Annotated in this window: 23 protein-coding genes; 10 read left to right on the top strand and 13 right to left on the bottom strand. The window is 66.1% G+C overall.

Annotated features, from left to right (window positions below):
* The first annotated feature begins 38 nt into the window (after positions 1–38).
* The 3 genes from JOF57_RS26585 (at position 39) to JOF57_RS26575 (ending at position 2,360) form a co-directional block, all read left to right on the top strand.
* On the top strand, positions 39–533 hold the full coding sequence (locus tag JOF57_RS26585) for a hypothetical protein (protein ID WP_273544752.1): 495 nt from the start codon (positions 39–41) through the stop codon (positions 531–533).
* 18 nt (positions 534–551) lie between these two features.
* On the top strand, positions 552–1,034 hold the full coding sequence (gene rraA, locus JOF57_RS26580) for a ribonuclease E activity regulator RraA (protein WP_209922092.1): 483 nt from the start codon (positions 552–554) through the stop codon (positions 1,032–1,034).
* A gap of 120 nt (positions 1,035–1,154) precedes the next feature.
* Positions 1,155–2,360, top strand: a complete 1,206-nt coding sequence (locus JOF57_RS26575) for an IS4 family transposase (protein ID WP_209915397.1) — start codon at positions 1,155–1,157, stop codon at positions 2,358–2,360.
* A 212-nt stretch (positions 2,361–2,572) separates the two neighbouring features.
* On the opposite strand, the gene JOF57_RS26570 is transcribed toward JOF57_RS26575, so the two are convergent.
* Positions 2,573–4,042 (bottom strand): flavin-containing monooxygenase, encoded by a 1,470-nt coding sequence (locus JOF57_RS26570; protein ID WP_209922090.1) that lies wholly within the window; start codon positions 4,040–4,042, stop codon positions 2,573–2,575.
* Between the two features lie 78 nt (positions 4,043–4,120).
* Between JOF57_RS26570 and JOF57_RS26565 the strand changes: the two genes are divergently transcribed.
* Together JOF57_RS26565 and dinB are read left to right on the top strand one after the other, a co-directional pair.
* Positions 4,121–4,762 carry a TetR/AcrR family transcriptional regulator gene (locus tag JOF57_RS26565; protein ID WP_209922088.1) on the top strand — a complete coding sequence of 214 codons (642 nt, stop codon included), beginning with the start codon at positions 4,121–4,123 and terminating at the stop codon, positions 4,760–4,762.
* A 24-nt stretch (positions 4,763–4,786) separates the two neighbouring features.
* Positions 4,787–5,995, top strand: a complete 1,209-nt coding sequence (gene dinB, locus JOF57_RS26560; protein WP_209922087.1) for a DNA polymerase IV — start codon at positions 4,787–4,789, stop codon at positions 5,993–5,995.
* On the opposite strand, the gene JOF57_RS26555 is transcribed toward dinB, so the two are convergent.
* A complete protein-coding gene (locus tag JOF57_RS26555) occupies positions 5,992–6,423 on the bottom strand; it encodes a hypothetical protein (protein ID WP_209922085.1) in 432 nt (143 codons plus the stop codon). The two genes, dinB and JOF57_RS26555, sit on opposite strands and share 4 nt — an antisense overlap.
* Positions 6,402–7,529 (bottom strand): FAD-dependent oxidoreductase, encoded by a 1,128-nt coding sequence (locus JOF57_RS26550; RefSeq protein WP_209922083.1) that lies wholly within the window; start codon positions 7,527–7,529, stop codon positions 6,402–6,404. The genes JOF57_RS26555 and JOF57_RS26550 overlap by 22 nt, the downstream gene beginning before the upstream one ends.
* A gap of 59 nt (positions 7,530–7,588) precedes the next feature.
* On the opposite strand from JOF57_RS26550, the gene JOF57_RS26545 reads away from it, so the two are divergent.
* Positions 7,589–8,206, top strand: a complete 618-nt coding sequence (locus JOF57_RS26545; protein ID WP_209922081.1) for a TetR/AcrR family transcriptional regulator — start codon at positions 7,589–7,591, stop codon at positions 8,204–8,206.
* Between the two features lie 61 nt (positions 8,207–8,267).
* Positions 8,268–8,558, top strand: a complete 291-nt coding sequence (locus JOF57_RS26540) for a YiaA/YiaB family inner membrane protein (protein ID WP_209922079.1) — start codon at positions 8,268–8,270, stop codon at positions 8,556–8,558.
* A 3-nt stretch (positions 8,559–8,561) separates the two neighbouring features.
* Here JOF57_RS26540 and JOF57_RS26535 read toward each other — a convergent pair whose 3' ends face one another.
* Positions 8,562–9,566, bottom strand: a complete 1,005-nt coding sequence (locus JOF57_RS26535) for a PHP domain-containing protein (protein ID WP_209922078.1) — start codon at positions 9,564–9,566, stop codon at positions 8,562–8,564.
* A gap of 10 nt (positions 9,567–9,576) precedes the next feature.
* Entirely contained in the window at positions 9,577–10,923 is a 1,347-nt protein-coding gene (locus JOF57_RS26530) for an NAD-dependent succinate-semialdehyde dehydrogenase (RefSeq protein ID WP_209922076.1), read from the bottom strand.
* A 145-nt stretch (positions 10,924–11,068) separates the two neighbouring features.
* On the opposite strand from JOF57_RS26530, the gene JOF57_RS26525 reads away from it, so the two are divergent.
* Positions 11,069–11,920 (top strand): LLM class F420-dependent oxidoreductase, encoded by an 852-nt coding sequence (locus JOF57_RS26525; protein ID WP_209922074.1) that lies wholly within the window; start codon positions 11,069–11,071, stop codon positions 11,918–11,920.
* 380 nt (positions 11,921–12,300) lie between these two features.
* Here the strand turns inward: JOF57_RS26525 and JOF57_RS26520 are convergent, their stop codons facing one another.
* From JOF57_RS26520 to JOF57_RS26505, 4 genes are all read right to left on the bottom strand, one after another.
* On the bottom strand, positions 12,301–13,008 hold the full coding sequence (locus tag JOF57_RS26520; RefSeq protein ID WP_209922072.1) for a hypothetical protein: 708 nt from the start codon (positions 13,006–13,008) through the stop codon (positions 12,301–12,303).
* 17 nt (positions 13,009–13,025) lie between these two features.
* Positions 13,026–14,492, bottom strand: coding sequence for a glutamate synthase subunit beta (locus tag JOF57_RS26515; protein ID WP_209922070.1), 1,467 nt, complete (start codon positions 14,490–14,492; stop codon positions 13,026–13,028).
* A complete protein-coding gene (gltB, locus tag JOF57_RS26510) occupies positions 14,485–19,086 on the bottom strand; it encodes a glutamate synthase large subunit (RefSeq protein WP_209922068.1) in 4,602 nt (1,533 codons plus the stop codon). The genes JOF57_RS26515 and gltB overlap by 8 nt, the downstream gene beginning before the upstream one ends.
* 394 nt (positions 19,087–19,480) lie before the next feature.
* The gene (locus JOF57_RS26505) at positions 19,481–21,538 is read right to left on the bottom strand and encodes a heavy metal translocating P-type ATPase (protein ID WP_209922067.1); all 2,058 of its coding nucleotides are present in this window, start codon (positions 21,536–21,538) and stop codon (positions 19,481–19,483) included.
* 62 nt (positions 21,539–21,600) lie between these two features.
* On the opposite strand from JOF57_RS26505, the gene JOF57_RS26500 reads away from it, so the two are divergent.
* On the top strand, positions 21,601–22,401 hold the full coding sequence (locus JOF57_RS26500; RefSeq protein WP_209922065.1) for a PaaI family thioesterase: 801 nt from the start codon (positions 21,601–21,603) through the stop codon (positions 22,399–22,401).
* A 129-nt stretch (positions 22,402–22,530) separates the two neighbouring features.
* The gene (aqpZ, locus tag JOF57_RS26495) at positions 22,531–23,304 is read left to right on the top strand and encodes an aquaporin Z (RefSeq protein WP_209922063.1); all 774 of its coding nucleotides are present in this window, start codon (positions 22,531–22,533) and stop codon (positions 23,302–23,304) included.
* A gap of 1 nt (position 23,305) precedes the next feature.
* On the opposite strand, the gene JOF57_RS26490 is transcribed toward aqpZ, so the two are convergent.
* The 4 genes from JOF57_RS26490 to JOF57_RS26475 all read right to left on the bottom strand — a co-directional run bounded on the left by JOF57_RS26490 (position 23,306) and on the right by JOF57_RS26475 (position 26,069).
* Positions 23,306–24,130, bottom strand: a complete 825-nt coding sequence (locus tag JOF57_RS26490; RefSeq protein ID WP_234938258.1) for an MBL fold metallo-hydrolase — start codon at positions 24,128–24,130, stop codon at positions 23,306–23,308.
* Between the two features lie 49 nt (positions 24,131–24,179).
* A complete protein-coding gene (locus JOF57_RS26485) occupies positions 24,180–24,731 on the bottom strand; it encodes a Dps family protein (protein WP_209922061.1) in 552 nt (183 codons plus the stop codon).
* 69 nt (positions 24,732–24,800) lie between these two features.
* Positions 24,801–25,700: a DNA-3-methyladenine glycosylase family protein gene (locus JOF57_RS26480; protein ID WP_209922059.1), complete on the bottom strand. Its 900-nt coding sequence runs from the start codon at positions 25,698–25,700 to the stop codon at positions 24,801–24,803.
* Positions 25,701–25,709: 9 nt separating this feature from the next.
* The gene (locus JOF57_RS26475; protein WP_209922057.1) at positions 25,710–26,069 is read right to left on the bottom strand and encodes a DUF427 domain-containing protein; all 360 of its coding nucleotides are present in this window, start codon (positions 26,067–26,069) and stop codon (positions 25,710–25,712) included.
* Positions 26,070–26,074 lie beyond the last annotated feature (5 nt).

Here is a 26,074-nt window from a genome sequence, read left to right as displayed (position 1 = left end):
CTGGCGCGGAACACCAGATACTGCAAAGGAGCAGCCTGATGGCAGAGCAGCAGGGTCAACCCGCCGACAAGCCCGAAACCGCAGCTCAGTCCGCTGCGGCCGACATGTCGGCGGCCAGTGCGGATCCTGCTCCGCCCAAGCCCGGCCCGCCGCCGGGCAAGAAAGCTCCCGCGAAAAAGGCTCCGGCCAAGAAGGCAGCGGCGAAGAAAGCTCCCGCCAAGGCTGTCAAGAAGGCCCCGGCGAAGAAGGCTCCGGCCAAGAAAGCCCCACCTGCCCCACCTGCCGCTGTGCCCGCTACCGAGCCGCCACCCGCTCCTGTCATCCCATTGCCGGACGTCGCCAAGGCGGCCAAAGAGACTGCTGCGCAAGCCAAGTCGACGGTCACCTCGGCCACCAACCCGGTGTCGGGCCCGGTGCCGACCCAGCTGGCCGACAGCCCGTCGTCCAAACTGCCGCTGGTGGCGGCGGTGGCCGTCGGTGTTCTGGCCCTGCTTCTGGTTTTGCTCAGCCGCCGAAATTCCGAGGACAGCTGAGGCTGCGATAATCGCCGGGTGAGTATCGAACCGCGCGCCACCGCTGATCTGGTCGACGAGATCTACCCGGACGTCCGTAGCTGTGATCTGCAGTTGCAGAACTACGGCGGCAAGACGATGTTCGCCGGGCCGATCACCACGGTGCGCTGCTTCCAGGACAACGCGCTGCTGAAGTCGATCCTGTCCACCCCGGGTAACGGCGGGGTGCTGGTGGTCGACGGCAACGGCTCGCTGCACACCGCGCTGGTCGGCGACATCATCGCCGGGTTGGCCGCCGACAACGATTGGTCCGGGGTGATCGTGCACGGTGCGGTACGCGATGCCGCCGCGCTGCGCACCATCGACGTCGGGATCAAGGCGCTGGGCACCAATCCGCGCAAGGGCACCAAGACCGGCGAGGGTGAGCGCAACGTACCCGTGGAGTTCGGCGGGGTGACCTTCGTCCCCGGCGAGATCGCGTACGCCGACGAGGACGGCATCGTGGTCGTCCCCGCTCCCTAGCGCGAGCAGACATAAAACTGCCCCTTTTCGACTGAAAAGGGGCAGTTTTGCGTCTGGTCGGCAGTGTGGGTTAAACCCAATACCGTTCAGTTAAGACTACGAGGGTGTAGTTTGTGAGGCATGCCTCGTGCGGGTTGGCGTAAGCCGGAGTCGGATCGTCGGTTGTCGGACTTGGTGTCGGTGGGCGTGCTGACACGGGTGTTCCCGCCGGCGTTGGTTGATGAGGTGATCGCTGCCTCGGGTCGGACTCAGGTGCGTCATCGTGCGTTACCTGCGCGGGTGATGGCCTACTTCGCGATCGGGATGGGCCTGTACTCCGATGGTTCCTATGAAGATGTGTTGTCGCAGTTGACTGATGGTTTGGCGTGGGCTTCTGGGTGGCGTGAGCAGTATCAGTTGCCCAGCAAGTCGGCGATTTTCCAGGCTCGGGAGCGGCTGGGATCTGCACCGTTGGCGCAGTTGTTCGCGCGGGTGGCTGCTCCGGTGGGCAGGCCGAACACGCCGGGGGTATGGCTGGCGGGGCGGCGGTTGGTCGCGATCGACGGGACGTGCCTGGATGTGGCGGACACGCCGGTCAACGAGGAGTTCTTCGGCCGGCCGGGAGTGAACAAGGGTGAGAAGTCGGCGTTCCCGCAGGCGCGGTTGTTGGCGGCCGCCGAGTGCGGCACACATGCGATCTTCGCCGCCACGATTGGCGCCTACCGAGACTCAGAAACCACCTTGATCGAGAACCTGCTCACGGCCTTGACTCCAGGCATGTTGGTGTTGGCCGATCGTGGATTCTTCTCATATGCGTTGTGGCGTAACGTTTCTAGAACCGGGTCAGATCTGTTGTGGCGGGTGAGCACCGGCAGGAACGGCCCCTCTCCGGTGCATGTCGAAAACCTGCCTGACGGTTCCTGGCTGGCGCATCTGCGCGCTGACAAGGACCGGCACAGCGAGCCGATGCTGGCCCGGATCATCGACTACACCCTCGAGGACGGCCGTGAGAATCCCACCGTCTACCGGCTGGTGACCACGATGCTCGACCCGGTCGAAGCGCCTGCGCTGGATCTCGCCGCCGCCTATGCCCAGAGGTGGGAAATTGAGAGCGTCTTCGACGAACTCAAGACCCACCAGCGCGGATCGAAAGTGGTGTTGCGCTCGAAATCCCCGGACCTAGTGCTCCAGGAAATCTGGGGATACCTGTGCTGCCACTACGCGATTCGCTCCCTCATGACCCAAGCCGCCGACCATGCCGGGCGCGATCCTGACCGCCTCAGCTTCACCGCTGCGCTACGCATCGTGCGCCAGTCCGTCGCCCAGCAGGGTGCTTTTTCCCCCTAACCACTCTCGATCTGCAGATCGACACTGGCAGGCGTTCCTCCGTCGCCTCCTTGATCGCCTCATCCCAGCACGACGGCGGCGATCAGCACCACGAGTCATCAAACGCAAAATGCCCAAATGGCACGTGAAAAGAGCACATCACGCGGACTGGCCTGAGCCCCGCCACCCGCCAAACATCTCTATCCACCGCTGTTAACTGAACGGTATTGGGGTTAAACCTCTACGGCCACACGGTGTTTGGTGAACAGCAGCGACTCTTCGTCGACCTTGCCGTATCGGATGGTCCGCATGTCGAAGAAGTAATTCTGCTTGAGCTTCCACGGCGCTTCCGACCCCGATTTCGGCAGGGTGTCCATGGCCCGCCGGAAGTAGCCCGGGGTGAAGTCCATGAACGGCAGTTCGTCGACACTGCCACCGGGGTGCTGCGGCTCGACGCGGTCAAAACCGTTGGCGTCCATGTAGTTCAGCACGCGGCAGATGAACTCGGACACCAGGTCGGCCTTGAGGGTCCAGGACGCGTTGGTGTACCCGAAGGTGATGGCCATGTTCGGCACGCCGGAGAGCATGAGGCCCTTGTAGGTCATGGACTCGGTCAGGTCGATCGGCTTGCCGTTGCGGTACGCGACCGCGCCACCGAACAACTGCATGTTCAAACCGGTCGCAGTGACGATGATGTCGGCCTGCAGTTCCTCACCGGAGGTCAGCTTGATGCCGGTTTCGGTGAAGGTGTCGATGGTGTCGGTGACGACGCCGGCCTTGCCCGAGCGGATGGCCTTGAACAGGTCCCCGTTGGGGGCCAGGCAGACTCGCTCGTCCCACGGGGCGTAGCTGGGGCTGAAGTGCGTGTCGTAGTCGAAGCCCTGTGGCAGGCGGCGGGTTCCCATCCTGCGCAGGAAGCCCTTGAAGATCGACGGGAAGTGGCGCGCGACCTGGTACTGGCCGGTGCTGTAACCGATCTGCTTCCACCGATTGACGAAGTGCGCCAGGTTCTTCGGCAGGTACTTGTTGGTCTTCACGGCCACCGGATCGACCAGCGGCAGGGATCCGACGTAGGTGGGTGACCGCTGCAGCATCGTGACGTGCCCGACGCCGCCGTCGACCAGCGACGGGATCAGCGTGATGGCGGTGGCACCGGAACCGATCACCACGACATTCTTGCCCGTGTAGTCGAGGTCCTCGGGCCAGTGCTGCGGGTGGATGATCTGGCCCTTGAAGTTCTCGGCCCCGGGGAACTCGGGCGAGTAGCCCTCGTCGTAGTTGTAGTAGCCGCTGCACACCGACAGGAACGACGCGGTGATCTGCTTGGCTTCGCCGTCCGCCTCCACATCGATGGTCCAGCGGTTGTCGGCGTCGGACCAGTCCACCGACACGACGCGGTGGCCGGTGCGGATGTGGTTCCTGATGCCGTTCTCGTCGGCGGCCTCGTTGATGTAGTCCCAGATCGACTGGCCGTCGGCGATGGACTTGGCCGACTCCCACGGCTTGAACCGGAACCCGAGGGTGAACATGTCCGAGTCGGAGCGGATGCCCGGGTACTTGAACAGGTCCCAGGTGCCGCCGATGTTCTCCCGGCGCTCCAGTAGCACGTAGCTCTTGGTCGGGCAGCGGTCCTGCAGGTGCCAGGCCGTGCTGATGCCGGAGATGCCGGCGCCGACGATCACGACATCGAAATGTTCGGTCATGGGACCGACGGTATCAACATGGTGTTGAGTGGGTCAACAGTCTGTTGATAAATTCAACGCGGTGTTAGGGTGCTCATTGTGACCACCTCCAGTACGGCGCGCGCCCCACGAGGTCGCCGCGCCGCCCGACCATCGGGCGACGACCGTGAGGCGGCCATCCTCGAAACGGCCCGACAGCTGCTGGAGACCAGGAAATTCGCCGACATATCGGTCGATGACCTGGCCAAAGGCGCCGGGATCTCCAGGCCGACGTTCTACTTCTACTTCCCCTCCAAGGAAGCGGTCGTGCTGTCACTGCTCGATCCGCTGATCAAGCGCGCGGACACCGGTTTCGACAGTGCACTGGAAGCGATGCCGACCGATCCCAGGCGCGCGATCCGCCGGGGCATCGAGATCTTCTTCAGTTCGTTCGGGTCAGATCCGGCCACCGCACGCGCGGGCACCGAGGCGCTCAACAGCAGCCCGGAGTTCCGCACGCTCTGGGCCGGGCTCATGCAGAAGTGGATCGCGCTTACCGCCGCGCTGATCAGCGCAGAACGTCAACGCGGCGCCGCCCCGGAAACCCTCCCCGCCATGGATCTCGCGACGTCGCTCAACCTGATGAACGAGCGGACCATGATGGCAGCGCTGGGCGCCGAACAACCCGCGGTCGCGTACGACAAGGTGGTCGACACCCTTGCCCACATCTGGCTGACCAGCATCTACGGCGAGGCCCGCTGACCCGTCCGCCACGTATGCGAACATATGTTCGTGTCCGATACGCAGGCGGCCATCCTGCACGCTGATCTCGATTCGTTCTACGCATCGGTCGAGCAGCGCGACGATCCGAAACTGCGCGGCCGCCCGGTGATCGTCGGCGGCGGCGTGGTGCTGGCAGCCAGCTACGAGGCCAAGGCGTTCGGGGTGCGTACGGCGATGAGCGGTGGCCAGGCTCGGGCGCTGTGCCCGCAGGCCATCGTGGTGCCGCCGCGGATGTCGGCGTATTCAGAGGCCAGCGGGCACGTGTTCGAGGTCTTCCACGACACCACGCCGCTGGTCGAGCCGCTGTCGGTGGACGAGGCGTTTCTCGACGTGTCCGGCCTGGGCCGGGTGTCGGGCACTCCGGTGGAGATCGCCCGCCGGCTACGCGAGCAGGTCAGCGAGCAGGTGGGCCTGCCCATCACCGTCGGCATCGCGCGTACCAAGTTCCTGGCCAAGGTGGCCAGCCAGGTGGCCAAACCGGACGGCCTGCTGCTGGTGCCGCCCGATCGCGAGCTGGCGTTCCTGCATCCGCTGCCGGTGCGCCGGCTGTGGGGTGTGGGCGCCAAGACGGCCGACAAACTCCATGCCCACGGGATCGAGACCGTCGCCGATGTGGCCGAGCTCCCCGAGTCGGCGCTGCGCCCCATGGTCGGCGGCGCGATGGCCCGGCAGTTGTATGCGTTGTCGCGCAACATCGATCGACGGCGGGTGACGACGGGCGTGCGGCGCAGTTCGATCGGAGCTCAACGTGCGCTCGGCCGGCGCGGCAACACCATGTCGGCCGCGGAGGTGGACGTCGTCGTGGTCAATCTCGTCGACCGCATCACCCGCCGCATGCGTGGGGCCGGGCGGACCGGGCGGACTGTCGTATTGCGCCTGCGCTTCGATGATTTCGGCCGGGCCACCCGGTCGCACACCATGCCCCTGGCCACCGCTTCGACTGACGCGGTCCTGGCCGCGGCCCGCACGCTGGTGACGGTCGCGGCGCCTTTGATCGCCGAACGCGGACTGACGCTGATCGGTTTCGCAGTCTCGAACATCGACCACCAGGGCAGCCAGCAGATGGAGCTGCCCTTTGACTCGGCACCAGATCCGGTGGCCGTCGACGGCGCGATCGACGAGGTGCGTCAGCGGTTCGGCAACGCCATGTTGACCCGTGGCGTGTTGGTGGGCCGTGACCCCGGCGTAGAGGTGCCGATGCTGCCGTACTAAAAGAGTTGTCCGGCAACGAATCCGGCCAGCAATACCGCGAATCCGCCGATCTCACCAACGATCAGCGCCACCATGCCGGCATTCAGGGTCCCGGTGGGATGTTCGAACTGGTTCGTGGTGTCGCGTCTGGCGCCGTGCTCGATATAGCTTCCGATGGCGACGACGAAGAAGAACACGAGCACCATTGCGGCGGTCAGGTTCACCCAGGTGGGCCAGGCGCTGAGTTCGACGAACACCGCGATCAGCAGTGTTGCGAAGGAGTACAGCAGGGCGGCCCGGTGAGCGATGTCGACGTAGGGGTGGGCCAGGTGGTTCTCGCTGGTCGCCATCTGCCGGTACTTCCATACCCCGAGCACCAGGGCCAGCAGGAAGATCAGGCCGGCGGCGAGCAGGGTGATGACGGTGTCTATGCCGAGTTCCGCGTGCATTGCGTGAGCTTACGAGCTCGTTGGATACCGCCGGTCACCCGCAGTGCGGTATTGCGCGCCAGCACACCAGAAGCGGTGGCCGGGACGATCACCCGGGAGCCCGGACCCATCCAGCGCTGCCGCGGCATGACGAGGTGACGGTGTCGACGCTCGTATTCGCGCAGTGCCGTCACGGGGTCATCCCGGTTGGCCGCCACACACTCGGAAAGTGTTGCCGCACCGGCGATTGCCAAGCTCGATCCTTCCCCGAGCAGCGATACGCAGGAGGCCGCGTCACCGAGCAGGACGATGCGCCCACACGACCAGGTATCCATGCGGACACGACTGACCGAGTCGAAGTAGATGTCGGTGGCTGCCCGCAGCTGCCGCAGCAGGTCAGGCACCCGCCACCCCATACCGGCGTAGGTGTCGACGACGACGTCCTTGTGCGCCGACGAGTCGCGATGGTCGTGGTCCGGCAGCCCAGGGTGACGGAAGATGAACGCGGCGATGCCGCGCCCGGTGGCCGGATGCACCGCCGCCAGGCGTCCGGGCTCGTTGTACATCAGGACGGTGTCGCCGTCTGCCTCCTCGGCCAGATCGATCGTGGCGACGTACATGCCGAGGTGCTCGATGAAGCCCGTTCCGAACGCCAATTCCCTTACCCGCGAATGTAACCCGTCGGCGCCCACCACCAGATCGAATTCCTGTGGCGCGGCCTGCTCGAAGGTGACCTCGACTCCGGCTCCGCCTTGGTCCAGCGAGGTGACCGTGTCGCCGTACCGGTATTCGGCGGCGTCGCGCCCGGCGTCGGCCATGATGGCGGCCAGATCGCTACGGGGAATCTCGATTCCGTTCCCCAGTTGCATCGGCGCCCACCCGATGCGCCGGCCGCGCCGGTCTACGGCGCTGAGCCCGGTGGCCCGGGTCGCCGCAGACCTGAGCGCAGGCAGCACTCCCATACGGCCTGCGACGCCATACGCCGGACCCCGCACGTCGACCGGACTACCACTGGAGCGGTCCTGACCGGCGCGCTCGACGACCGTGACCGTCATTCCGAGTCGCGCCAGCCAGTACGCCGCCGTTGAGCCGGCCACCCCCGCACCCACGATCAGCACCGACCTCATCGAGCGCCCTTTCTGCAGTCAATGCAATATTGCACTAATTGCAGTTATACACTCGATGCATGCCCGCCGATACCGCTGCCGTCTCGCTACGCGAGCGCAAACGCGAGCGCACCCGTACCGCCATCGTCGACGCCGCGCTCACGCTGTTCGCCGCCAACGGATACGACGGCACAACGGTGGCCGATATCGCCGCGGCCGCCGACATCGCGCCACGCACGTTCTTCAGCTATTTCGCCAGCAAGGACGACGTGTTGTTGCCGGGTGCCGACGCCCGGGTGCAGGCCGCCATCGACGCCATCGCCGGGCGCGGCCCCGAGGATCGTCCGGCCGATGTGCTCCTGAGGGCCCTCGGCTCGGTGATCGACGGCGGCCACGACTTCGCCGACGAGCAGGGTGCGCTGCAGTTCCGGCTGGTTCAAACCATTCCGGCGATTCGGGGACGCGCACTGCAGTACCAGCTCGACGCCCAGCGGGAGATCGCGCAGCACCTGCAGGCGGCGTACGCGGACGAACTCGACACCGTCTCCGCGGGTGCCATCGTCGGGGCCTTCGTCGGCGCGGTGACCGGCGCCGTCCAGGCGATGGTCGACACCGGCATGCCCGCGGGCCACGAGGCCCGCGCCCTCGCCCTGCGGCGGGCCACCGAGATCGCGCTGCGGCCATGGCAGCGAAGTTGAGCACGAAATCTGAGTAGTCTCACGCATCCGGCGAATCCCGTTGTCCGCCAGGATTTCGAACATGATCGCACTCAACGACAGTTCGAAAGTCACCGCGGCATTCTCCCTTCAGGCCACCATCGCATTCGGGGTGAGTTTCCTCGGTGTGCTCGGCGGAATCTTCTTCCTACCGATCGATACCTGGCAACGGATGTTCCTGGGAATGTCGGTTCTGTTCCTCGTCACCAGCGCCTTCACCCTGGCGAAGGTGATTCGCGATCAGCAAGAGGCGACCACCGTCCGGGTTCGACTGGACGAGGCACGCATGGAAAGACTGCTTGCCGAGCATGATCCGTTCGCCTCGGGAACCTGAGGCTCAGCCGGCAGCCCACTCCAACAACCGCGCGGCCGGCCACGTGTTCACGATCCGATCGATCGGCACCTCCGCGTCCAGGGCCCGCTGGGCTCCGTAGCCGAGGAACTCGAGTTGGCCGGGCGCGTGGGAATCGGTGTCGATGCTGAAGACGCAGCCGATGTCCAGCGCGAGCTTCAGCAGCCGGGTCGGCGGATCGCGCCGCTCGGGGCGGGAATTGATCTCGACGGCGGTGCCGTGGTCGAGGCAGGCCGTGAACACTTTCTCGGCATCGAACGTCGACTCCGGCCGCACACCGCGGCCGCCGGTGACCAGCCGTCCGGTGCAGTGCCCGAGGACATCGGTGTACGGATTCGAGACGGCCTTGACCATACGTCGGGTCATGGCCGCCGAATCCATGGCCAATTTGGAGTGCACGCTGGCCACCACCACGTCGAGGCGTTCCAGGAGTTCGGGTTCCTGGTCCAGCGATCCGTCTTCGAGGATGTCGACCTCGATTCCGGTCAGGATGCGCATCGGCGCCACCAGCTCGCGCACCTCCTCGATGACGTCGAGCTGCTCACGCAACCGGTCCGGGGACAGCCCGTTGGCCACTCGTAGCCGCGGGGAATGGTCGGTCAGCGCGCAGTACTCATGGCCCAGGTCGCGCGCGGCGAGCATCATCTCCTCGATCGGAGCGGATCCGTCCGACCAGTTGGAGTGCACGTGCAGGTCGCCCCGCATCGCGGCGCGCACCTCACCGCCGCCGAGATCCTGCGCCGCCGAACGTAATTCGACGAGCGTGTCGGGTTCACGCCCCGCCCAGGCCTGCGCGATCACCTTCGCGGTCTTGGGCCCCACCCCCGGCAACGACTGCCAACCGTTCGATGCGCCCAGGCGTTCACGTTGCGCCTCGGTCAGCGCCTCGACGACGTCGGCGGCGTTGCGATAGGCCATCACCCGTCGCGGGTCTTCCCTGGCCCGGTCCTTGTAGTACGCGATCTGACGCAGCGCGGTCACCGGATCCATGGATGCCCGCTCAGCTGACCGTACGGATCAGCTTCTTGTTCACGAACTCGTCCATGCCGTATTTGCCCAGCTCGCGTCCAAAGCCGGACCGCTTGATACCGCCGAACGGCAACTCGGCCCCTTCGGCGCCGACCGCGTTGACGAACACCATGCCCGCATCGATCCGATCGGCGACCCGGGCAGCCTGATCCGCGTCGGTGGTGAAGACGTAGGAACCCAATCCGAACGGGGTGTCGTTGGCGATGGCGACGGCCTCGTCTTCCGAACCCGCCTTGTACACAACGGCCACCGGGCCGAACAGCTCCTGACGGTAGGCGTCGTTGTCCTCGGTTACTCCGGTGAGCACGGCCGGCGGGTAGAAGGCACCGCGGCGTTCGCCGGCAGACGTCAGCTTGGCGCCCTGATCGACGGCAGTCTTGACCTGTTGCTCGAGCCTCTCGGCGGCCAATTCCGAAGACAGCGGGGCGATCCCGTCGGCGGCGGCCAGCATTTTCTCGGTGAACTTGGACAGGAAGTCGTCGTAGAGGTTCTCGGCGACGATGAACCGTTTGGCCGCGTTGCAGGCCTGCCCGGTGTTCTCCATCCGTCCGTCGACGGCGGCCTGCACGGTCGCGTCGAGATCGTCGGTGGACAGCACGATGAACGGGTCGGAGCCACCGAGTTCCAACACACACTTCTTGAGGTTGCGCCCGGCGATCTCGGCCACCGCAGCACCCGCCCGTTCGGAACCGGTCAGCGACACCGCCGCCACCCGTGGGTCGGCGATGATGTCGGCAACCTGGTCGTTGGTGGCGCGGATGTCGACATAGGCGCCCTGCGGCAATCCGGCCTCGAGGAAGATCAGCTGCAGCAGCTCGGCGGATTCGGGGCACTGCGGGGCATGCTTGAGCAGAATTGTGTTGCCCACGATCAGGTTTGGACCCGCGAAGCGGGCAACCTGGTAGTAGGGGTAGTTCCACGGCATGATGCCGAGCAGCACACCGACCGGGCCTCGCTTGACCACTGCGGTGCCTTCGCCGTCGAGCAGGGTGATCTCCTCGTCGGCGAGGAACTTCTCCGCGTTGTCGGCGTAGTACTGGTAGATGGCGGCGCTGAAGTCGACCTCGCCCAGGGCCTGGTCGCGCGGCTTGCCCATCTCACGGACGATCACGTCGGCGAGCTGTTCGCGGCGCTGCTCGTGCAGGGCGGCGACCTTCCCGATGAGCGCGGCCCGCTCGGCGACCGTCGTCGTGCGCGCCCAGGTGCGTCCGGTCTTGGCGGCAGCCTCGATCGCGGCCTGGATCTCGGCGTCGGTCGAAGTCGGGTAGGTGGCGACCACCTTTGCGGTGGCCGGATCGGTGACTGCGTATTCGCTCATGTTCACTCCCCAGATGGATCGCGGATTCCGCATCGTTCCCTGCCCGAGACTACCGATAGCGGCGACCAGATGGCCCCGAAGATATGCAATCAGTGCAGCGCGGAGTGCCCGGAATGAATGCCGCGAGGGACTAGTTTGTTAGTTCGTGCGCTTCGCCTTCAAAACCTCCCCGCAGAACACCACCTGGGCCGACATGCTTGCGATCTGGAAAGCGGCCGACACGATCGACGTCTTCGAATCCGGCTGGACGTTCGATCACTTCTATCCGATCTTCTCCGACCCCACCGGCCCGTGCCTGGAAGGCTGGACGACGCTGACCGCGCTGGCCCAGGCCACTGAGCGGTTGCGCGTCGGCGTGCTCGTCACCGGTATTCACTACCGCCATCCCGCCGTTCTGGCGAATATGGCTTCGGCGCTCGACATCGTGTCCAACGGTCGCCTCGAGTTCGGCATCGGCGCCGGCTGGAACGAGGAGGAGTCGGGCGCTTACGGAATCGAACTGGGCTCGATCAAGGAACGCTTCGACCGGTTCGAGGAGGCCTGTGAGGTTCTCAGGGGCCTGTTGACGCAGGAGACGACGACGTTCGACGGCAAGTTCTACCAACTCAAGGATGCCCGCAACGAGCCCAAGGGTCCGCAGCAGCCGCATCCGCCGTTCTGTATCGGCGGCAGCGGCGAGAAGCGGACGCTGCGTATCACCGCGAAGTACGCCGATCACTGGAACTTCGTCGGCGGTCCGCCTGAAGAGTTCGCCCGTAAGCGCGACGTGCTGGCCGCGCACTGCGCTGACCTCGGCCGCGATCCCAAGGAGATCACCCTGTCGGCGCACGTGCGCCTCGGTGAGGATCGCGATTACGCGAAGGTGGTCGACGAGGCTGCCGCCCTCGGCGCCGAGGGCCTGGATCTGGCGATCGTCTACCTGCCCTCGCCCTACGATCCGGCCGTGCTGGAACCGTTGGCGGAGGCGATTAGGGATTCGGGTCAGTTGACCCAATGACCAGCAACGGAGTGCGGACCCACCGGGCCCGAGCGGTCGGCTACCCGTCAGATCCCGAAGCGAAGTAGCTCGTCGGCCGTGACCAGGCGTTCGCTCTTGGCCGGGAATTCACGGCATTTCATCGGATGACGGAACAATGACCAGGCAATACGACTCATCCGTGACCGATTGATCGGATTGATGTACACGGCGATCACTCCTGCGAATTACTAGTTGCTGTGCCCGTGGTTTTACGTTACCGCAGCATTCTCACCACGTCATTAGATACCTGACATCCGGCAAACCGTGCGAGGCACGCCGCGCAAAGATCAGATGTTTCTGGTGAGACTGACGTGACGAATGAGGCATGGCGTAGGCCCCGTCAATGCCCTACCCCAGGGTCAGGCGGGGTACCCAAGTGCTCGACGGATCGCCAGTGCCTGGTCGAGCGACGGCTCTTGCGGCGTCCCCGACAACGTCAAGTACCGACCACCGTCACCCGCCTCGATGTGCACCTCCTCCGGCACGAGGGAGGTGTCCAGTGGGACGTCGTCGCGGATGTAGGTCAGCCAACCGACACGTACTTGCTGGGGTTTCTTGTGCCCTTGCGCCTTATGGAACTCGTATGTGCACACCGACACGTACTCCGGCTCCCAAGCGGCGACCAGCGCAGTGAGGTAGCCCCGAACTACCTGGCTTTCGTCGGAAGAAATCCCAACGGTCGGGTCGAGATGAAAGAGCACATGATTGCGCAGCGCACGGGGCCCGGAGAAGCCGCACCGAACCTTGTACGCGAAGAGTGGCCCACCGGCCAACACGGGCTCGTCGAGACGCTCACGCACGAATTGGAGGTCGAACCCAGGCGCGGTTCGAGGTCCCTCGTTGATCCGCTCGGTGACCGACCGCGCCGCATCGACGATCGCATCGAGGTCATCGGCGGGCACCGGCTGCAGTTGCAGCACATCTTCGGCATTCCAGAGTTTCAGCGACCACGGCGTGTACACGCCCGGTTCCTGCGGAAACGCCTGCCACGAACGCTGCATCCGTTCGGCCGACTCACGGATCGACTCCGGGCGGTCGCCCCAGGAGCCGATGTAAGACAGCGACACCCGGGGCCGCGCCAAATTCAGCGCTGTGGCGCAGCGGTGGGCTTGATCACTACCGGCAGGGCGGTCTTGCCCATCAGGTAGCGGTCCACGCCCGCGGCGGCGGCCCGGCCTTCGGCGATCGCCCACACGATCAGCGACTGTCCGCGGCCCATGTCACCGGCGACGAACACGCCGGGCACCGAGCTCTGGAAGTTGTTGTCGCGGGAGACGTTTCCGCGGTCGGTCAGCTCCACGCCGAGCTTGGTCAGCAGACCTTCCTTCTCCGGTCCGACGAAGCCCATGGCGAGCAGCACCAGGTCGGCCTTGAGCTCGAAGTCGGTCCCTTCGACCTTCTCGAACTTGCCGGCGTTCATCTTGACCTCGTGCGCGCGCAGGGCGGTCACGCGACCGTCGACGCCGGTGAATTCCTCGGTGTTGACCGAGAACACGCGGTCGCCGCCCTCTTCGTGCGCCGAGGAAACCCGGAACATCAGCGGGTAGGTCGGCCACGGCGTCGAATCCGCGCGGGTCTCCGGCGGACGCGGCATGATCTCGAACTGGTGGATGCTGGCCGCACCCTGCCGGTGTGAGGTGCCCAGGCAGTCCGCGCCGGTGTCGCCGCCGCCGATGATGATGACGTGCTTGTCCTTGGCCGTGATCGGCGGCTGGCCGTTCTCGTCGAGGACGTCGTCGCCGAGCTGGACCCGGTTGGCCCAGGGCAGGAATTCCATGGCCTGGTGGATGCCGTCGAGCTCTCGGCCCGGGATCGGCAGGTCACGGGCCGCGGTGGCACCGCCGGCCAGCACGACCGCGTCGTAGTTCAGCCGCAGCTGGGCCACGGTGATGTCGACGCCCACGTTGACGCCGGGGCGGAACTGGGTGCCTTCGGCCGCCATCTGTTCCAGACGCCGGTCGATGTGGCGCTTTTCCATCTTGAACTCGGGGATGCCGTAGCGCAGCAGGCCGCCGATGCGGTCGGCACGCTCGAACACCGTGACGGTGTGGCCGGCCCGGGTGAGCTGCTGGGCCGCGGCCAGTCCGGCCGGTCCGGACCCGACGACGGCGACCTTCTTGCCGGTCTGCACGTCGGGCATCTTCGGAACAACCCAGCCCTGGTCGTAGGCGTTGTCGATGAGTTCGACCTCCACCTGCTTGATGGTGACCGGATCCTGGTTGATGCCGAGGACGCAGGACGCCTCACACGGGGCGGGGCAGAGCCGTCCGGTGAACTCCGGGAAGTTGTTGGTGGCGTGCAGCCGCTCGATCCCGTCGCGCCACCGGTCCTTGTAGACCAGGTCGTTCCACTCGGGGATCAGGTTCCCCAGCGGGCAGCCGTTGTGGCAGAACGGGATACCGCAGTCCATGCATCGTGATGCCTGGTCCTGCAGCTTTTCGTGGGAGAAGTCCTCGTAGACCTCTTTCCAGTCCTTCAGCCGCAGCGGAACCGGCCTGCGGGCCGGAAGCTCCTTGGACGTGTGCTTGAGGAAGCCGCGCGGATCAGCCATTGGCGGCCGCCATGATCGCCTCGTCCACGTTCGCGCCGGCCTGCTCGGCCTCGGCGATCGCAGCCAGCACGCGCTTGTAGTCGCGTGGCATGACCTTTACAAAGTCCTTCAACTTGTTATCCCAATCAGACAGGATTCGTTGTGCCACAGCCGAATCAGTCGCATCGATGTGGGCAGTGAGGATGCCCTTCAACCATTCGACCTCGGAGGGCTCCATGGTTTCCAGGTCCACCATCTCGGTGTTCAGGTTCCCGCCCAGCGCGCCGGCCGGGTCGTAGACGTAGGCGACACCACCGGACATTCCCGCCGCGAAGTTGCGGCCGGTGGGTCCGAGGATGACGACCTTGCCGCCGGTCATGTACTCGCAGCCGTGGTCGCCCACACCTTCGACAACCGCGTGGGCGCCGGAGTTACGGACCGCGAACCGCTCGCCGACCTGGCCGCGCAGGAACGCCTCACCGCTGGTGGCACCGAACAGCACCACGTTGCCGGCGATGATGTTGTCCTCGGCGGCAAAGTCGGCCGGAGCTTCATCGGCCGGGCGGACCACGATCCGGCCACCCGACAGACCCTTGCCGACGTAGTCGTTGGCGTCGCCGTAGACCCGCAGCGTGATGCCCTTGGGCACGAATGCGCCGAAGCTGTTGCCGGCCGAGCCGTCGAAGGTGATGTCGATCGTGCCGTCCGGAAGCCCTTGCCCGCCATAGGCCTTGGTGACCTCGTGGCCGAGCATGGTGCCCACCGTACGGTTGACGTTGGTGATCTTGGAGGAGAAACGGACGGCCGAGCCACTGTCCAGGGCCTCGCGGCTCTGGGTGATCAGCTGCTGATCCAGAGCCTTGTCCAGACCGTGGTCCTGACGCGAGCTGCAGTACAGGTCCTGGTTCATGAACGCCGACTCGGGCTCGTAGAGCACGGGCGTCAGGTCCAGCTTGTGGGCCTTCCAGTGCTTGGCAGCCTGCGCGGTGTCCAGCGCGCCGACCTGGCCGACCATCTCGTTGACGGTCCGGAAGCCCAACTCCGCCATGAGCTCACGGACTTCTTCGGCGATGAACATGAAGAAGTTCTCGACGAACTCGGGCTTGGCGTTGAACCGCTGCCGCAGCACCGGGTTCTGCGTGGCCACACCCACCGGGCAGGTGTCGAGGTGGCACACACGCATCATGATGCAACCTGCGACCACCAGCGGCGCGGTGGCGAAACCGAATTCCTCGGCGCCCAGCAGCGCGGCGACCACCACGTCGCGGCCGGTCTTCAGCTGACCGTCGACCTGCACGACGATGCGATCGCGCAAACCGTTGAGCAGCAACGTCTGCTGGGTTTCGGCCAGGCCCAGCTCCCACGGTGCGCCCGCATGCTTCTGCGAGGTCAGCGGGGTGGCACCGGTACCGCCGTCGTGGCCGGAGATCAGCACCACGTCGGCATGGGCCTTCGAGACACCGGCGGCGACGGTTCCCACACCGTTTTCCGAAACCAGCTTCACGTGCACACGCGCAGCCGGGTTGGCGTTCTTCAGATCATGGATCAGCTGTGCCAGATCCTCGATCGAGTAGATGTCATGGTGCGGCGGCGGTGAGATCAGGCCGACGCCCGGGGTCGAGTGCCGAACCTCGGCCACCCACGGGTACACCTTGTGCCCCGGAAGCTGGCCGCCCTCACCAGGTTTCGCACCCTGGGCCATCTTGATCTGGATGTCGGAGCAGTTGGTCAGGTAGTGGCTGGTGACACCGAAGCGGCCGGAGGCCACCTGTTTGATTGCGCTGCGGCGCAAGTCGCCGTTGGCGTCGGGCTCGAAGCGGTGGACGCTTTCGCCGCCTTCACCCGAGTTCGACCGGCCGCCAAGGCGATTCATGGCGATGGCCAGGGTCTCGTGTGCCTCGGCCGAGATCGAGCCGTAGCTCATCGCGCCGGTGGAGAACCGCTTGACGATCTCGGAGGCGGGTTCCACCTCGTCGATGGGAACAGATGGCCGAACGGCCTCATTCCCGGCACGGAACTTCAGCAGGCCGCGCAGTGAGGCCATCCGCTCGCTCTGGTCGTCGACCAGGGCGGTGTACTCCTTGAAGATCGAGTACTGGCCGGTGCGAGTGGAGTGCTGGAGCTTGAACACCGTGTCCGGGTTGAACAGGTGGTACTCGCCCTCGCGGCGCCACTGGTATTCGCCGCCGACCTCGAGCTCGCGGTGGGCGCGCTCGTCGGGGCGGTCCAGGAACGCCAGTGAATGGCGGGTGGCGACGTCGGCGGCGATGTCGTCGAGGTCGATACCGCCCACCGGGCAGCTCAGCCCGGTGAAGTACTGATCGAGCACCGCCTGGGAGATGCCGATCGCCTGGAACAGCTGGGCACCGGTGTAGGAGGCCAGGGTGGAGATGCCCATCTTGGACATCACCTTCAGCACGCCCTTGCCGGCGGCCTTGACGTAGTTGGCCTTGGCCTTATCGCTGGAGATTTCGGCGATCACACCGCGGTCGACCATGTCCTCGATCGACTCGAATGCCATGTACGGGTTGACCGCGGCGGCGCCGAAGCCGCACAGCATGGCCATGTGGTGCACCTCGCGGGCGTCACCGGCCTCGGCGACCAGGCCGACCTTGGTGCGGGTGCGCTCGCGGACCAGGTGGTGGTGCACCGCGGCCACGGACAGCAGCGACGGGATCGGTGCCATCGTCTCGTTGGATTCGCGGTCGGACAGCACGATGATGCGGGCGCCCTCGCGGATCGCCTCCGAGACCTTGGCACGGACGTTGTCCAGCGCCTCTTTCAGTCCCTGCCCACCCCGGTTGACCGGGTAGAGGCAGCGGATCACCGCGGCGCGCATACCGTGCTTGTGGCCCCGGACCTCGTGGTCGGGGTCGACGCAGACCAGCTTGGACAGGTCGGCGTTGCGCAGGATCGGCTGCGAGAGCACGATCTGGCGGCACGATTCGGGACCCGGGTTGAGCAGGTCGCCCTCGGGCCCGATCACGCCCTGCAGGCTGGTGACCACCTCTTCGCGGATGGCGTCCAGCGGCGGGTTGGTGACCTGGGCGAACAGCTGCTGGAAGTAGTCGAACAGCATCCGCGGCCGCGCCGAAAGGATGGCGACCGGGGTGTCGGTGCCCATCGAGCCGAGGGCCTCGGCGCCGGTGCGCGCCATCGGCGCCACCAGCAGGTTCAGCTCCTCGTAGGTGTAGCCGAAGATCTGTTGGCGCAGCACCACGCGGTGGTGCGGCATCCGGACGTAGTCGCCGGTCGGCAGCTCGTCGAGCGGGAACAGGCCGGCTTCGACCCACTCCAGGTACGGCAACTCGGCAGCCAGTTCCGTCTTGATCTCCTCGTCGGAGACGATGCGGCCCTGGGCGGTGTCCACCAGGAACATCCGGCCGGGTTGCAGGCGCAGCTTCTTGACGACGGTGGACGGGTCGAGCGGCAGCACGCCGGCTTCCGACGCCATCACGACGAGGCCGTCGTCGGTCACCCAGATGCGCGACGGGCGCAGGCCGTTGCGGTCCAGCACGGCGCCGATCACGGTGCCGTCGGTGAAGCACACCGAGGCCGGGCCGTCCCAGGGCTCCATCAGCGAGTCGTGGAACTCGTAGAAGGCCCGCCGGGCGGGGTCCATGTTTTCGGCGCGTTCCCACGCCTCGGGGATCATCATCAGGACGGCGTGCGGCAGGCTGCGGCCACCGAGGTGCAGCAGCTCGAGCACCTCGTCGAAGCGCGCGGTGTCCGATGCGCCGGGGGTGCAGACCGGGACGATCTTGTCGAGGCCGTCGGTGCCGAACACGTCGGTGCGGATCAGCGCCTCACGTGCGCGCATCCAGTTCTCGTTGCCGGTGACGGTGTTGATCTCACCGTTGTGGGCGATCCGTCGGAACGGGTGAGCCAGCGGCCACGACGGGAACGTGTTGGTCGAGAAGCGGGAGTGCACGATGCCCAGCGCGCTGGTCATCCGCTCGTCCTGCAGGTCCAGGTAGAACGCCTTGAGCTGCGGGGTGGTCAGCATGCCCTTGTAGACGAAGGTCTGACCGGACAGGCTCGGGAAGTACACCGTCTCGCGACCGGGGCCGTCCTGGCCCGGTCCCTTGGTGCCCAGCTCATGTTCGGCGCGCTTGCGCACGACGTAGGCCTTGCGCTCCAGGTCCATGCCGGAGGCGCCGCCGATGAACAGCTGCCGGAAACTCGGCATGGCGTCGCGCGCCAGGGCACCGAGCGAGGAGTCGTCGATCGGCACCTGACGCCAACCCAGCACCGTCAGGCCCTCGGCCTCGACGATCTTCTCCACGGCTTCGGCTGCCGCGGAAGCGTCACGCGACGACTGCGGCAGGAAGGCGATGCCGGTGGCATAGCTTCCGGGTTCAGGAAGATCGAACCCTTCCTGGACCTTGCACACCTCACGCAGGAACGAATCGGGGACCTGCAGCAGGATGCCTGCACCGTCGCCGGTGTTCGGCTCCGCGCCCTGGGCACCGCGGTGCTCCAGGTTCACCAGTGCTGTGATCGCCTTGTCCACGATGTCCCGGCTGCGGCGACCATGGATATCCGCCACCATTGCCACGCCACACGCATCATGTTCGTATGCGGGGTTGTACAGCCCGACCTTGCTGGGCGCCATTCCCACCTTGCCCTTCAACACGCTTCTACAAAGAAGCCGGCTCGGCGTGGGTGGCCCCGTGCAGCACTGGACGACGGCTATGTCCCACACGCCATAAGTGGAGAAAACGATAAGGCAAATACCATGCCAGATGCCAACTTAGCCGAGCCTAACTATGCTTGATGGGCCACTTTCGGCCACGCTCGGCAGGCAATCGTCGATATGATGAATTCCTTTGCAGCCCTTGATATTTCTTCCTAGCGCCTACACCGACCGCGCACTGCCCGTTGCAGTCGGACACCACCCGGAACGGCACTGTGATTTGCTACGCAAATCACAGTGCCACGTTATAGTGCTGTTATATGGACCGGGTCAATTTGCGGAAAAGCTTAGTCAGATTCTTAGAATTGCCTTGTCAACGTCCTGAAGCCCGCGCAACGCTGCGCACGCCGGCCTCGGGGCGTAGGTCGAGTCGGCGCAGCGACTGCGCGTTGAGTGCCACGACGACCGTCGACGCCGACATCAACAACGCACCCACCGACATCGGCATGACAAAGCCCAGCGGCGCGGCCACCCCGGCGGCCAACGGAACCGAGATCAGGTTGTAACCCGCTGCCCACCAAAGGTTTTGCTTCATCTTCCGGTAGGACTGGCGGGACAGCTCGATCACCGAGAGCACGGATCGCGGATCGGAGCTGGCCAGGATGACGCCCGCCGAGGCGATGGCGACATCGGTCCCCGCTCCGATGGCGATGCCGACGTCGGCGGCGGCCAGCGCGGGGGCGTCGTTGACGCCGTCGCCGACCATGGCGACGGTCAGACCCTCTCCCTGCAGTTCGATGACTTTGGCGGCCTTGTCTTCGGGCCGCACCCCGGCGAATACCCGGTCGATGCCCAGGTCCGCGGCGACCGAGGAAGCCACCGGTGCGGCGTCGCCGGTGATCATCACCACTTCGACACCCAGATCGTGCAAGGCGTCGACGGCCTGCCGGGATTCCGGCCGGATCTCGTCGGCCAGCGCCAGCGCACCGGCCACGTCCCCGTCGACCAGTACGTGCAGCACCGTGGCGCCCTCCCACCGCGCGGTACCCGGCAACGGGGCTTGCGCGGCCTGTTCGAGCAGTGCCGGTCCGCCGACCTGCACCCGCTGCCCACCGACCAGGGCGCTGACGCCCACCGCAGGTGACGAGCTGAAGTCAGTCGCCGGCGCTACGTCGAGGCCGCGGCGCCGGGCCGCTGCGACGATGGCGCGAGCCAACGGGTGTTCGGAGTCGGCCTCGGCGGCCGCCGCCAGCGCCAGCAGTTCGTTCTCCGAACCTCCGGTGGTCGCCACCTCGGTGACGGTCGGCTCACCCTTGGTGAGGGTTCCCGTCTTGTCGAACAGCACTGCCCCGACGGTGCGCATGGTTTCCAGTGCCAGACGATCCTTGATCAGCACGCCGCCTCGGGCGGCCCGCTCGGTCGCGATCGACACCACCAGCGGGATCGCCAGGCCGAGGGCGTGCGGGCACGCGATCACCAGCACCGTGATCGTGCGGATCACCGCCTGATCGGGGTTGTCCAGCAGGGTCCACACCAGCGCCGTCAGCACCGCGGATCCCAGGGCGAACCAGAACAACCAGCCCGCGGCCCGGTCGGCCAACCGTTGTGCGCGCGAAGAGGAATTCATCGCCTCGCCCACCAGCCGCTGGATGCCCGCGAGAGCGGTGTCGTCGCCGACCGCGGTGACCCGGATCCTCAGCCCGGAGTCGGTGGCGACGGTGCCCGCGACAATGTCGTCACCGGCACTACGCCGCACCGTGCGCGACTCCCCGGTGACCATCGACTCGTCCATATCGGCCGCACCGTCGACGATGCGGCCGTCGACGGGCACGCTGCCGCCCGGCCGGACGATCACCAGGTCACCGACGTGAAGCTCTGATGGATCTACCGTCACCACCCGTTCGGCGTCGCCATCGCCCTCGACGCGTTCGGCCTCATCGGGCAGTAGCGCGGCCAACGAATCGAGGGCGGACGTGGTCTGCGCCAGCGACCTCATCTCGATCCAGTGCCCCAGCAGCATGATCACGATCAGCAGTGCGAGTTCCCACCAGAAGTCCAACTGGTGGTGCAGGATGCCGAGGCTCGCACCCCACGAGGAGAGGAAAGCGACCGTGATCGCCAGTCCGATCAGGAGCATCATTCCCGGTGCACGCGAACGTATTTCGCTGATCGCCCCGGTCAGGAACGGACGGCCGCCCCACACGTACATCACGGTGCCGAGCACCGGCGAGATCCACCGTGCGCCGGGGAATTCGGGAAGGGAGTAGCCCAGGATCATCGCGAACATCGGCGAGAGCGCCACGGTCGGCACGGCCAACGCCGTCATGATCCAGAACAACCTCCGGAACTGGGCGACGTGATCGCCGTGGCCCGCGTGCTCTGCGTGACCGGTGTGCTCGTGCTCGTGCATCGCGTGTTCGGTCGTGGTCATATCGCCACCATATACCCCCATGGGGTATATGGCCACCGTCGTAGGCGTAACTGTTGACGGTGATGCGCTATCCGCTGAATACCCCGCTGGGCCGCCTGGGCATAGAGACCCTTGAGGAGAGCCCGGACCGCTGCGTGGCCTCAGTACCCGTGGGCGGCCTGCTCAATCCCCTGACACGGGTGCCGACCATCGCTCCGCTGGCGATGCTGGTCGATCACATCGGCGGCCTGATCAATCACCTTCGCCGCGACGAGGACGAGTGGACGGTGTCCAGCGAGCTGGCCATCGAGCTCGCCCCGCATGCAATCGACCTCGTCACCGCCGCACCGGAAATTCCGGTGGTGGCGACCGCCCGGCCGTTCGGCCCGAAGGGGACGGCGTCGTTGGGGCTGTGCGAGCTGACCCACGGCGACCAACTGCTGGGGACGGCAACGGTGCGGTCCTTCCACATCCGCGTGCCGGGGCACGTCGTCGCGTGGCCCACCGACACTGCCGAAGGCACACCACCTGCCACCTTGGAAGGCCGCATGTCGGTCGAGGTCGCCGAGGCGGGCGGGCGCACCGCGACGCTGCGACAGCTGCCCGACCCCGTGATCAACAACAGCATCGGCATCGTGCACGGCGGGGTGTCGGCGGCCGCCCTGGAACTCGTCGGTTCCGCGGCGCTCGGCGACGACGGGGGCGAGCCCTGGCGGACGGCGTCGCTGCGGGTCAACTACCTGCGCCAGTTCCGTGGCGGCAATGAATCCCGTTATGAGGCAAGGACGTTACGGGCCGGACGCAGCTCCGGAGTCTCTGATGCACAGGCCGTCGGTGACGACGGCGCGGTGGCGCTGGTGGCCCGGCTGACCGCTTACCGCTGATCGACAACGGTGCGGCAACGTTAATTTCATTGTGCAATCAATTTCGCAACAACGTCTCTGCCATCAGCTACTGGCGTGACACGCTCGGCGGTGAATCGCATCTAGTCACATCTAGAGATGGAGACCGCCATGAGTACGCCGAGCATGTCACATAGATTGGCAGCCGAATTCATCGGGACGTTCTGGCTGGTCCTGGGCGGTTGCGGTAGCGCGGTGTTCGCCGCGAAGTTTGTTTCCGACGGTACCTCTGTGGGGATCGGGTTCCTCGGGGTGGCCCTCGCGTTCGGCTTGACGGTTCTGACCGGCGTCTACGCCTTCGGCACCATTTCCGGCGGACATTTCAACCCGGCAGTCACCCTGGGCGCCGCCTTGGCCCGCCGCGTCGAATGGGCAGCCCTTGTGCCGTACTGGATTTCACAGATCGTCGGCGGCTTACTGGCCGGCCTCGCCATCTATGTGATCGCCAGCGGCAAGGACGGTTGGTCCGCCACCGGCAACATGGCTGCCAACGGCTTCGGTGAGCACTCCCCCGGCGGGTACTCGCTCGCGGCCGTACTGCTGGCCGAGGTGATCCTGACCGCGGTGTTCCTGCTGGTCATCCTCGGTTCGACCGATGACCGCGCGCCGAAGGGCTTTGCCGGTCTGTCGATCGGCCTGACCCTGACGCTGATCCATTTGATCTCGATCCCGATCTCGAACACCTCGGTCAACCCGGCCCGCTCCACGGCAGTCGCGTTCTTCAACGGAAACGGCGCGCCGGCGCAACTGTGGGCGTTCTGGTTGGCCCCGCTGGTCGGTGCCGCCATCGCCGGCCTCGCCTACCCGCTGTTGTTCGGCGCCCCGGAGGCGCTGGCCGAGCGCCCGGTACGCGAGGACGCCTTGGACCGGAAGCGCGGCCGCTAGATCAGGTCAGATGATCGAATTCCCCACTGACCCAACGGATATGAGTCTCGCCTGACCGGTGCACTACATCCTTGGCGGCGCTGTCGATCTCATCGCCGCCGAGGGTGTAGAGCCGGTCGTAGTCGTATTCATCGAGCCGGTCCACGATCCGGCGCACCACCGCAGCCGACAGCGGGACGTGCTTGGGGAAGTTCCGTTGGAACGAGACCCAGTTCCGAGCCAGTCCGCCGGAAATGGTGTCCCCCACCAGCAGCGTGCCGTCAGCTGTCAGCGCCACCGAACTGCCCCGCATGTGCCCTCCGACGTGAATCAGCCGCACTCCGGCCAGCGGTTCCAGCTCGTCGGTCCAGAGCTGGATGAGAGGATCGGGGCCCGGAAGCCATTCTTCGTCAAGGGCATTCACATACACCGGCACACCGCCGAATGCCCGGCTCCAACTGAGTTGAGCACCGAACATGTGAGGATGGCTCGCGGCGACGGCATCGAGGCCACCGAGGCCGTGAATGAGGCCGGCGATCTCGTCGTCGAGGTAGCCCGGCGCATCCCACAGCAGGTTTCCATGTGCCGTCTGCACCACGAACGAGCGGTGTCCGATGGCGAACCTGGGTGCGCGCCGCAGGCTGTGCACTCCGCGACCGTGGTCGACGTGTTCGGTGTGATGAGGTTGCGCCGCCAGTTCCTCCAGCGTCGTCCAGGTGCCATGTGGTGGTAGGTCCCCGCGTTCCTCGATCGAGACGATCTCCGACGTCAACACACACGCATCGGCGGGTTCGATAGTGGAATCCGGGTGTTCCACACCGCATCCCGTACAAATCCAGGTAGGCATGACACCGAGCCTGGCACCTCAACAACGGTTGAGGTCAAGGCCGGCAGACCTATGCGCTCTTGCGCCGCGCCTTTCCGGCCGCGCCGCGCTCGGTGGGTGACCCGTCGTGGACCAGGGTGCCTCCGGCACTTTCCAGATGTGCCCGGACGAACCATTGGAACTTCTCGAGTTGGGCGGCATGCTCGATGAGCATGTCCTGAGACACCAGGTCGAGTTTCTCCAGCCGGTCGATCGCCTTGCGGGTGTCCTCGACCACCCCGTTGTAGACGAGGTCGAGTGCCGCAAGGTGGGCTTGCACGTTGTCACGTCCGACCGAGTAGTCGTCCCAGGTGCGGTCGGAGAGAATGGCACCCGGGGTTCCCTTCGGCGACTGACCCAGCGCAGCAATCCGCTCGGCGGCCTCGTCGGCGTAGCCGCGGACCAACTCAACCTGCGGGTCGATCATCTCGTGAACCCCGATGAAGTTCGGGCCGACGACGTTCCAGTGCACGTGCTTCAGCGTCAGATGCAGGTCGTTGTAGGTGCTGAGCTGCATCTGCAGCAGCTTGGCCACCTCGGCCCCCTGCTTGTCGGTCAGGCCGGGAATGGTGAACGCGGTCATAACGGCTCCTTTCGGTTCACGTTCGGTCGCACCCCGGATACCCGACATTCGCGCCGGGCAATCACCGGCCTACAGCGCACGCAGGTTCGGAATGGCCTGACGTGCGCCGAAACGCGGATTGTGGGCCAGCCCACTGGCTTCCAGCAGCCGCACCGCGCGCTGTCGATGCGGGCGCAGCGGTTCGAGCAGTTCGATCATCGCCGCGTCGTCGATCGGTCTGCCCAACAGACTGCGACCCACCATGGTGGCCAGGTGGTAGTCCCCCACCGACAACGCGTCAGCGTCGCCGAAGGCCCGTTGCACGGTTTCTGCCACAGTCCACTCACCGACTCCGGGCAGTGAGCGCAGCGCGGTCCCCGCCCGCTCGGCAGTGAGTCTCTCGACGGCATCGGCGCGCTGCGCGCAGCCGACGATGGTGCGGGCCCGGCCCGGGTCCACGTTGGCCCGGTGGAATTCCCACGACGGGATGCGCCGCCAGGCGTCGGCGGTGGGGGGTACCCGCATCCCGTCCGGCGCAGGGCCAGGGGCCGGGGCGCCGTATGCCAGCACCAACCGCCGCCAGGCCCGCCACGCGTCCATGCCCGAAACCCGCTGCTCGAGGATCGCGGGCACCAGTGCCTCCAACACCAGGCCGCTGCGTCCCAGGCGAAGATGCGGCACCCGCCGATGCGCCTCGGCGATGGTCGGTTCGACGGGGTCGAAACCGCCGGTGTCATCGTCAGCACCCACCAGCGCCGCGAAACCCTCCAGGAACTCGGCACTGCCCGAGCCCCAGGCCTCGCAGGACACCGTATCGAGGGCTGACTTGGCGATCCGCGCCGTGACCGCACCGCTCGGCATTGCCGATGTCCGCCAGATCGCGCCGTCGGCGCCGATCCGGTTGCAGGGGTCACCCCCGCCGCGCCGCCACGGAGCCAGCGTCAGGCCCGGGCTGGCCGGACCGTCGAGCGTGACGCTGGTTGAGGGCACCGTTCCAGACTAGGCCAGGGCGATGTCCGCCTTCTGCGGGTAGAAGGCCAGGTGATCGGCTATTTCTGCGACGGCCGCATACGGTTGCTCATAGGTCCAGACCGCGTCCTCGACCCCGCCGACGTGGTAGTAGTTCGCCTCACCCTTGTACGGACAGTACGTGGTGGTGGCACTGCGGGTCAGGGTCTCCCACACGACGTCGGCGCGCGGAATATATTGCACCGCTGGGTATTTCGATTCCTGGAGCGTCAGGGCGTCATCGGTCTGCGCGACGATCGCGCCGCCGACAGTGACGGTGACCCGACGCCCGGTCGGGGCGATGGTGATGGGGTGGGCCTCGCTCGGCTGCAGCACCTGGCGCTCGGTCATACGCG

This window comes from Mycolicibacterium lutetiense, assembly GCF_017876775.1.
GTDB classification, from domain to species: Bacteria; Actinomycetota; Actinomycetes; order Mycobacteriales; family Mycobacteriaceae; genus Mycobacterium; species Mycobacterium lutetiense.
Note: the sequence above shows the minus strand (reverse complement) of the source record. Positions and strands in the feature narration are given on the sequence as shown.

What these genes read in the sequence shown, in the direction of transcription:
- JOF57_RS26585 (WP_273544752.1), top strand. Translation starts at nt 39, where the DNA reads ATGGCAGAGCAGCAGGGTCAACCCGCCGACAAGCCCGAAACCGCAGCT.
- JOF57_RS26575 (WP_209915397.1), top strand. Translation starts at nt 1,155, where the DNA reads ATGCCTCGTGCGGGTTGGCGTAAGCCGGAGTCGGATCGTCGGTTGTCG.
- JOF57_RS26570 (WP_209922090.1), bottom strand. Translation starts at nt 4,042, where the DNA reads ATGACCGAACATTTCGATGTCGTGATCGTCGGCGCCGGCATCTCCGGC.
- dinB (WP_209922087.1), top strand. Translation starts at nt 4,787, where the DNA reads ATGTTCGTGTCCGATACGCAGGCGGCCATCCTGCACGCTGATCTCGAT.
- JOF57_RS26555 (WP_209922085.1), bottom strand. Translation starts at nt 6,423, where the DNA reads ATGCACGCGGAACTCGGCATAGACACCGTCATCACCCTGCTCGCCGCC.
- JOF57_RS26550 (WP_209922083.1), bottom strand. Translation starts at nt 7,529, where the DNA reads ATGAGGTCGGTGCTGATCGTGGGTGCGGGGGTGGCCGGCTCAACGGCG.
- JOF57_RS26545 (WP_209922081.1), top strand. Translation starts at nt 7,589, where the DNA reads ATGCCCGCCGATACCGCTGCCGTCTCGCTACGCGAGCGCAAACGCGAG.
- JOF57_RS26540 (WP_209922079.1), top strand. Translation starts at nt 8,268, where the DNA reads ATGATCGCACTCAACGACAGTTCGAAAGTCACCGCGGCATTCTCCCTT.
- JOF57_RS26535 (WP_209922078.1), bottom strand. Translation starts at nt 9,566, where the DNA reads ATGGATCCGGTGACCGCGCTGCGTCAGATCGCGTACTACAAGGACCGG.
- JOF57_RS26530 (WP_209922076.1), bottom strand. Translation starts at nt 10,923, where the DNA reads ATGAGCGAATACGCAGTCACCGATCCGGCCACCGCAAAGGTGGTCGCC.
- JOF57_RS26515 (WP_209922070.1), bottom strand. Translation starts at nt 14,492, where the DNA reads ATGGCTGATCCGCGCGGCTTCCTCAAGCACACGTCCAAGGAGCTTCCG.
- gltB (WP_209922068.1), bottom strand. Translation starts at nt 19,086, where the DNA reads ATGGCGCCCAGCAAGGTCGGGCTGTACAACCCCGCATACGAACATGAT.
- JOF57_RS26505 (WP_209922067.1), bottom strand. Translation starts at nt 21,538, where the DNA reads ATGACCACGACCGAACACGCGATGCACGAGCACGAGCACACCGGTCAC.
- JOF57_RS26500 (WP_209922065.1), top strand. Translation starts at nt 21,601, where the DNA reads ATGCGCTATCCGCTGAATACCCCGCTGGGCCGCCTGGGCATAGAGACC.
- aqpZ (WP_209922063.1), top strand. Translation starts at nt 22,531, where the DNA reads ATGAGTACGCCGAGCATGTCACATAGATTGGCAGCCGAATTCATCGGG.
- JOF57_RS26490 (WP_234938258.1), bottom strand. Translation starts at nt 24,130, where the DNA reads ATGCCTACCTGGATTTGTACGGGATGCGGTGTGGAACACCCGGATTCC.
- JOF57_RS26485 (WP_209922061.1), bottom strand. Translation starts at nt 24,731, where the DNA reads ATGACCGCGTTCACCATTCCCGGCCTGACCGACAAGCAGGGGGCCGAG.
- JOF57_RS26475 (WP_209922057.1), bottom strand. Translation starts at nt 26,069, where the DNA reads ATGACCGAGCGCCAGGTGCTGCAGCCGAGCGAGGCCCACCCCATCACC.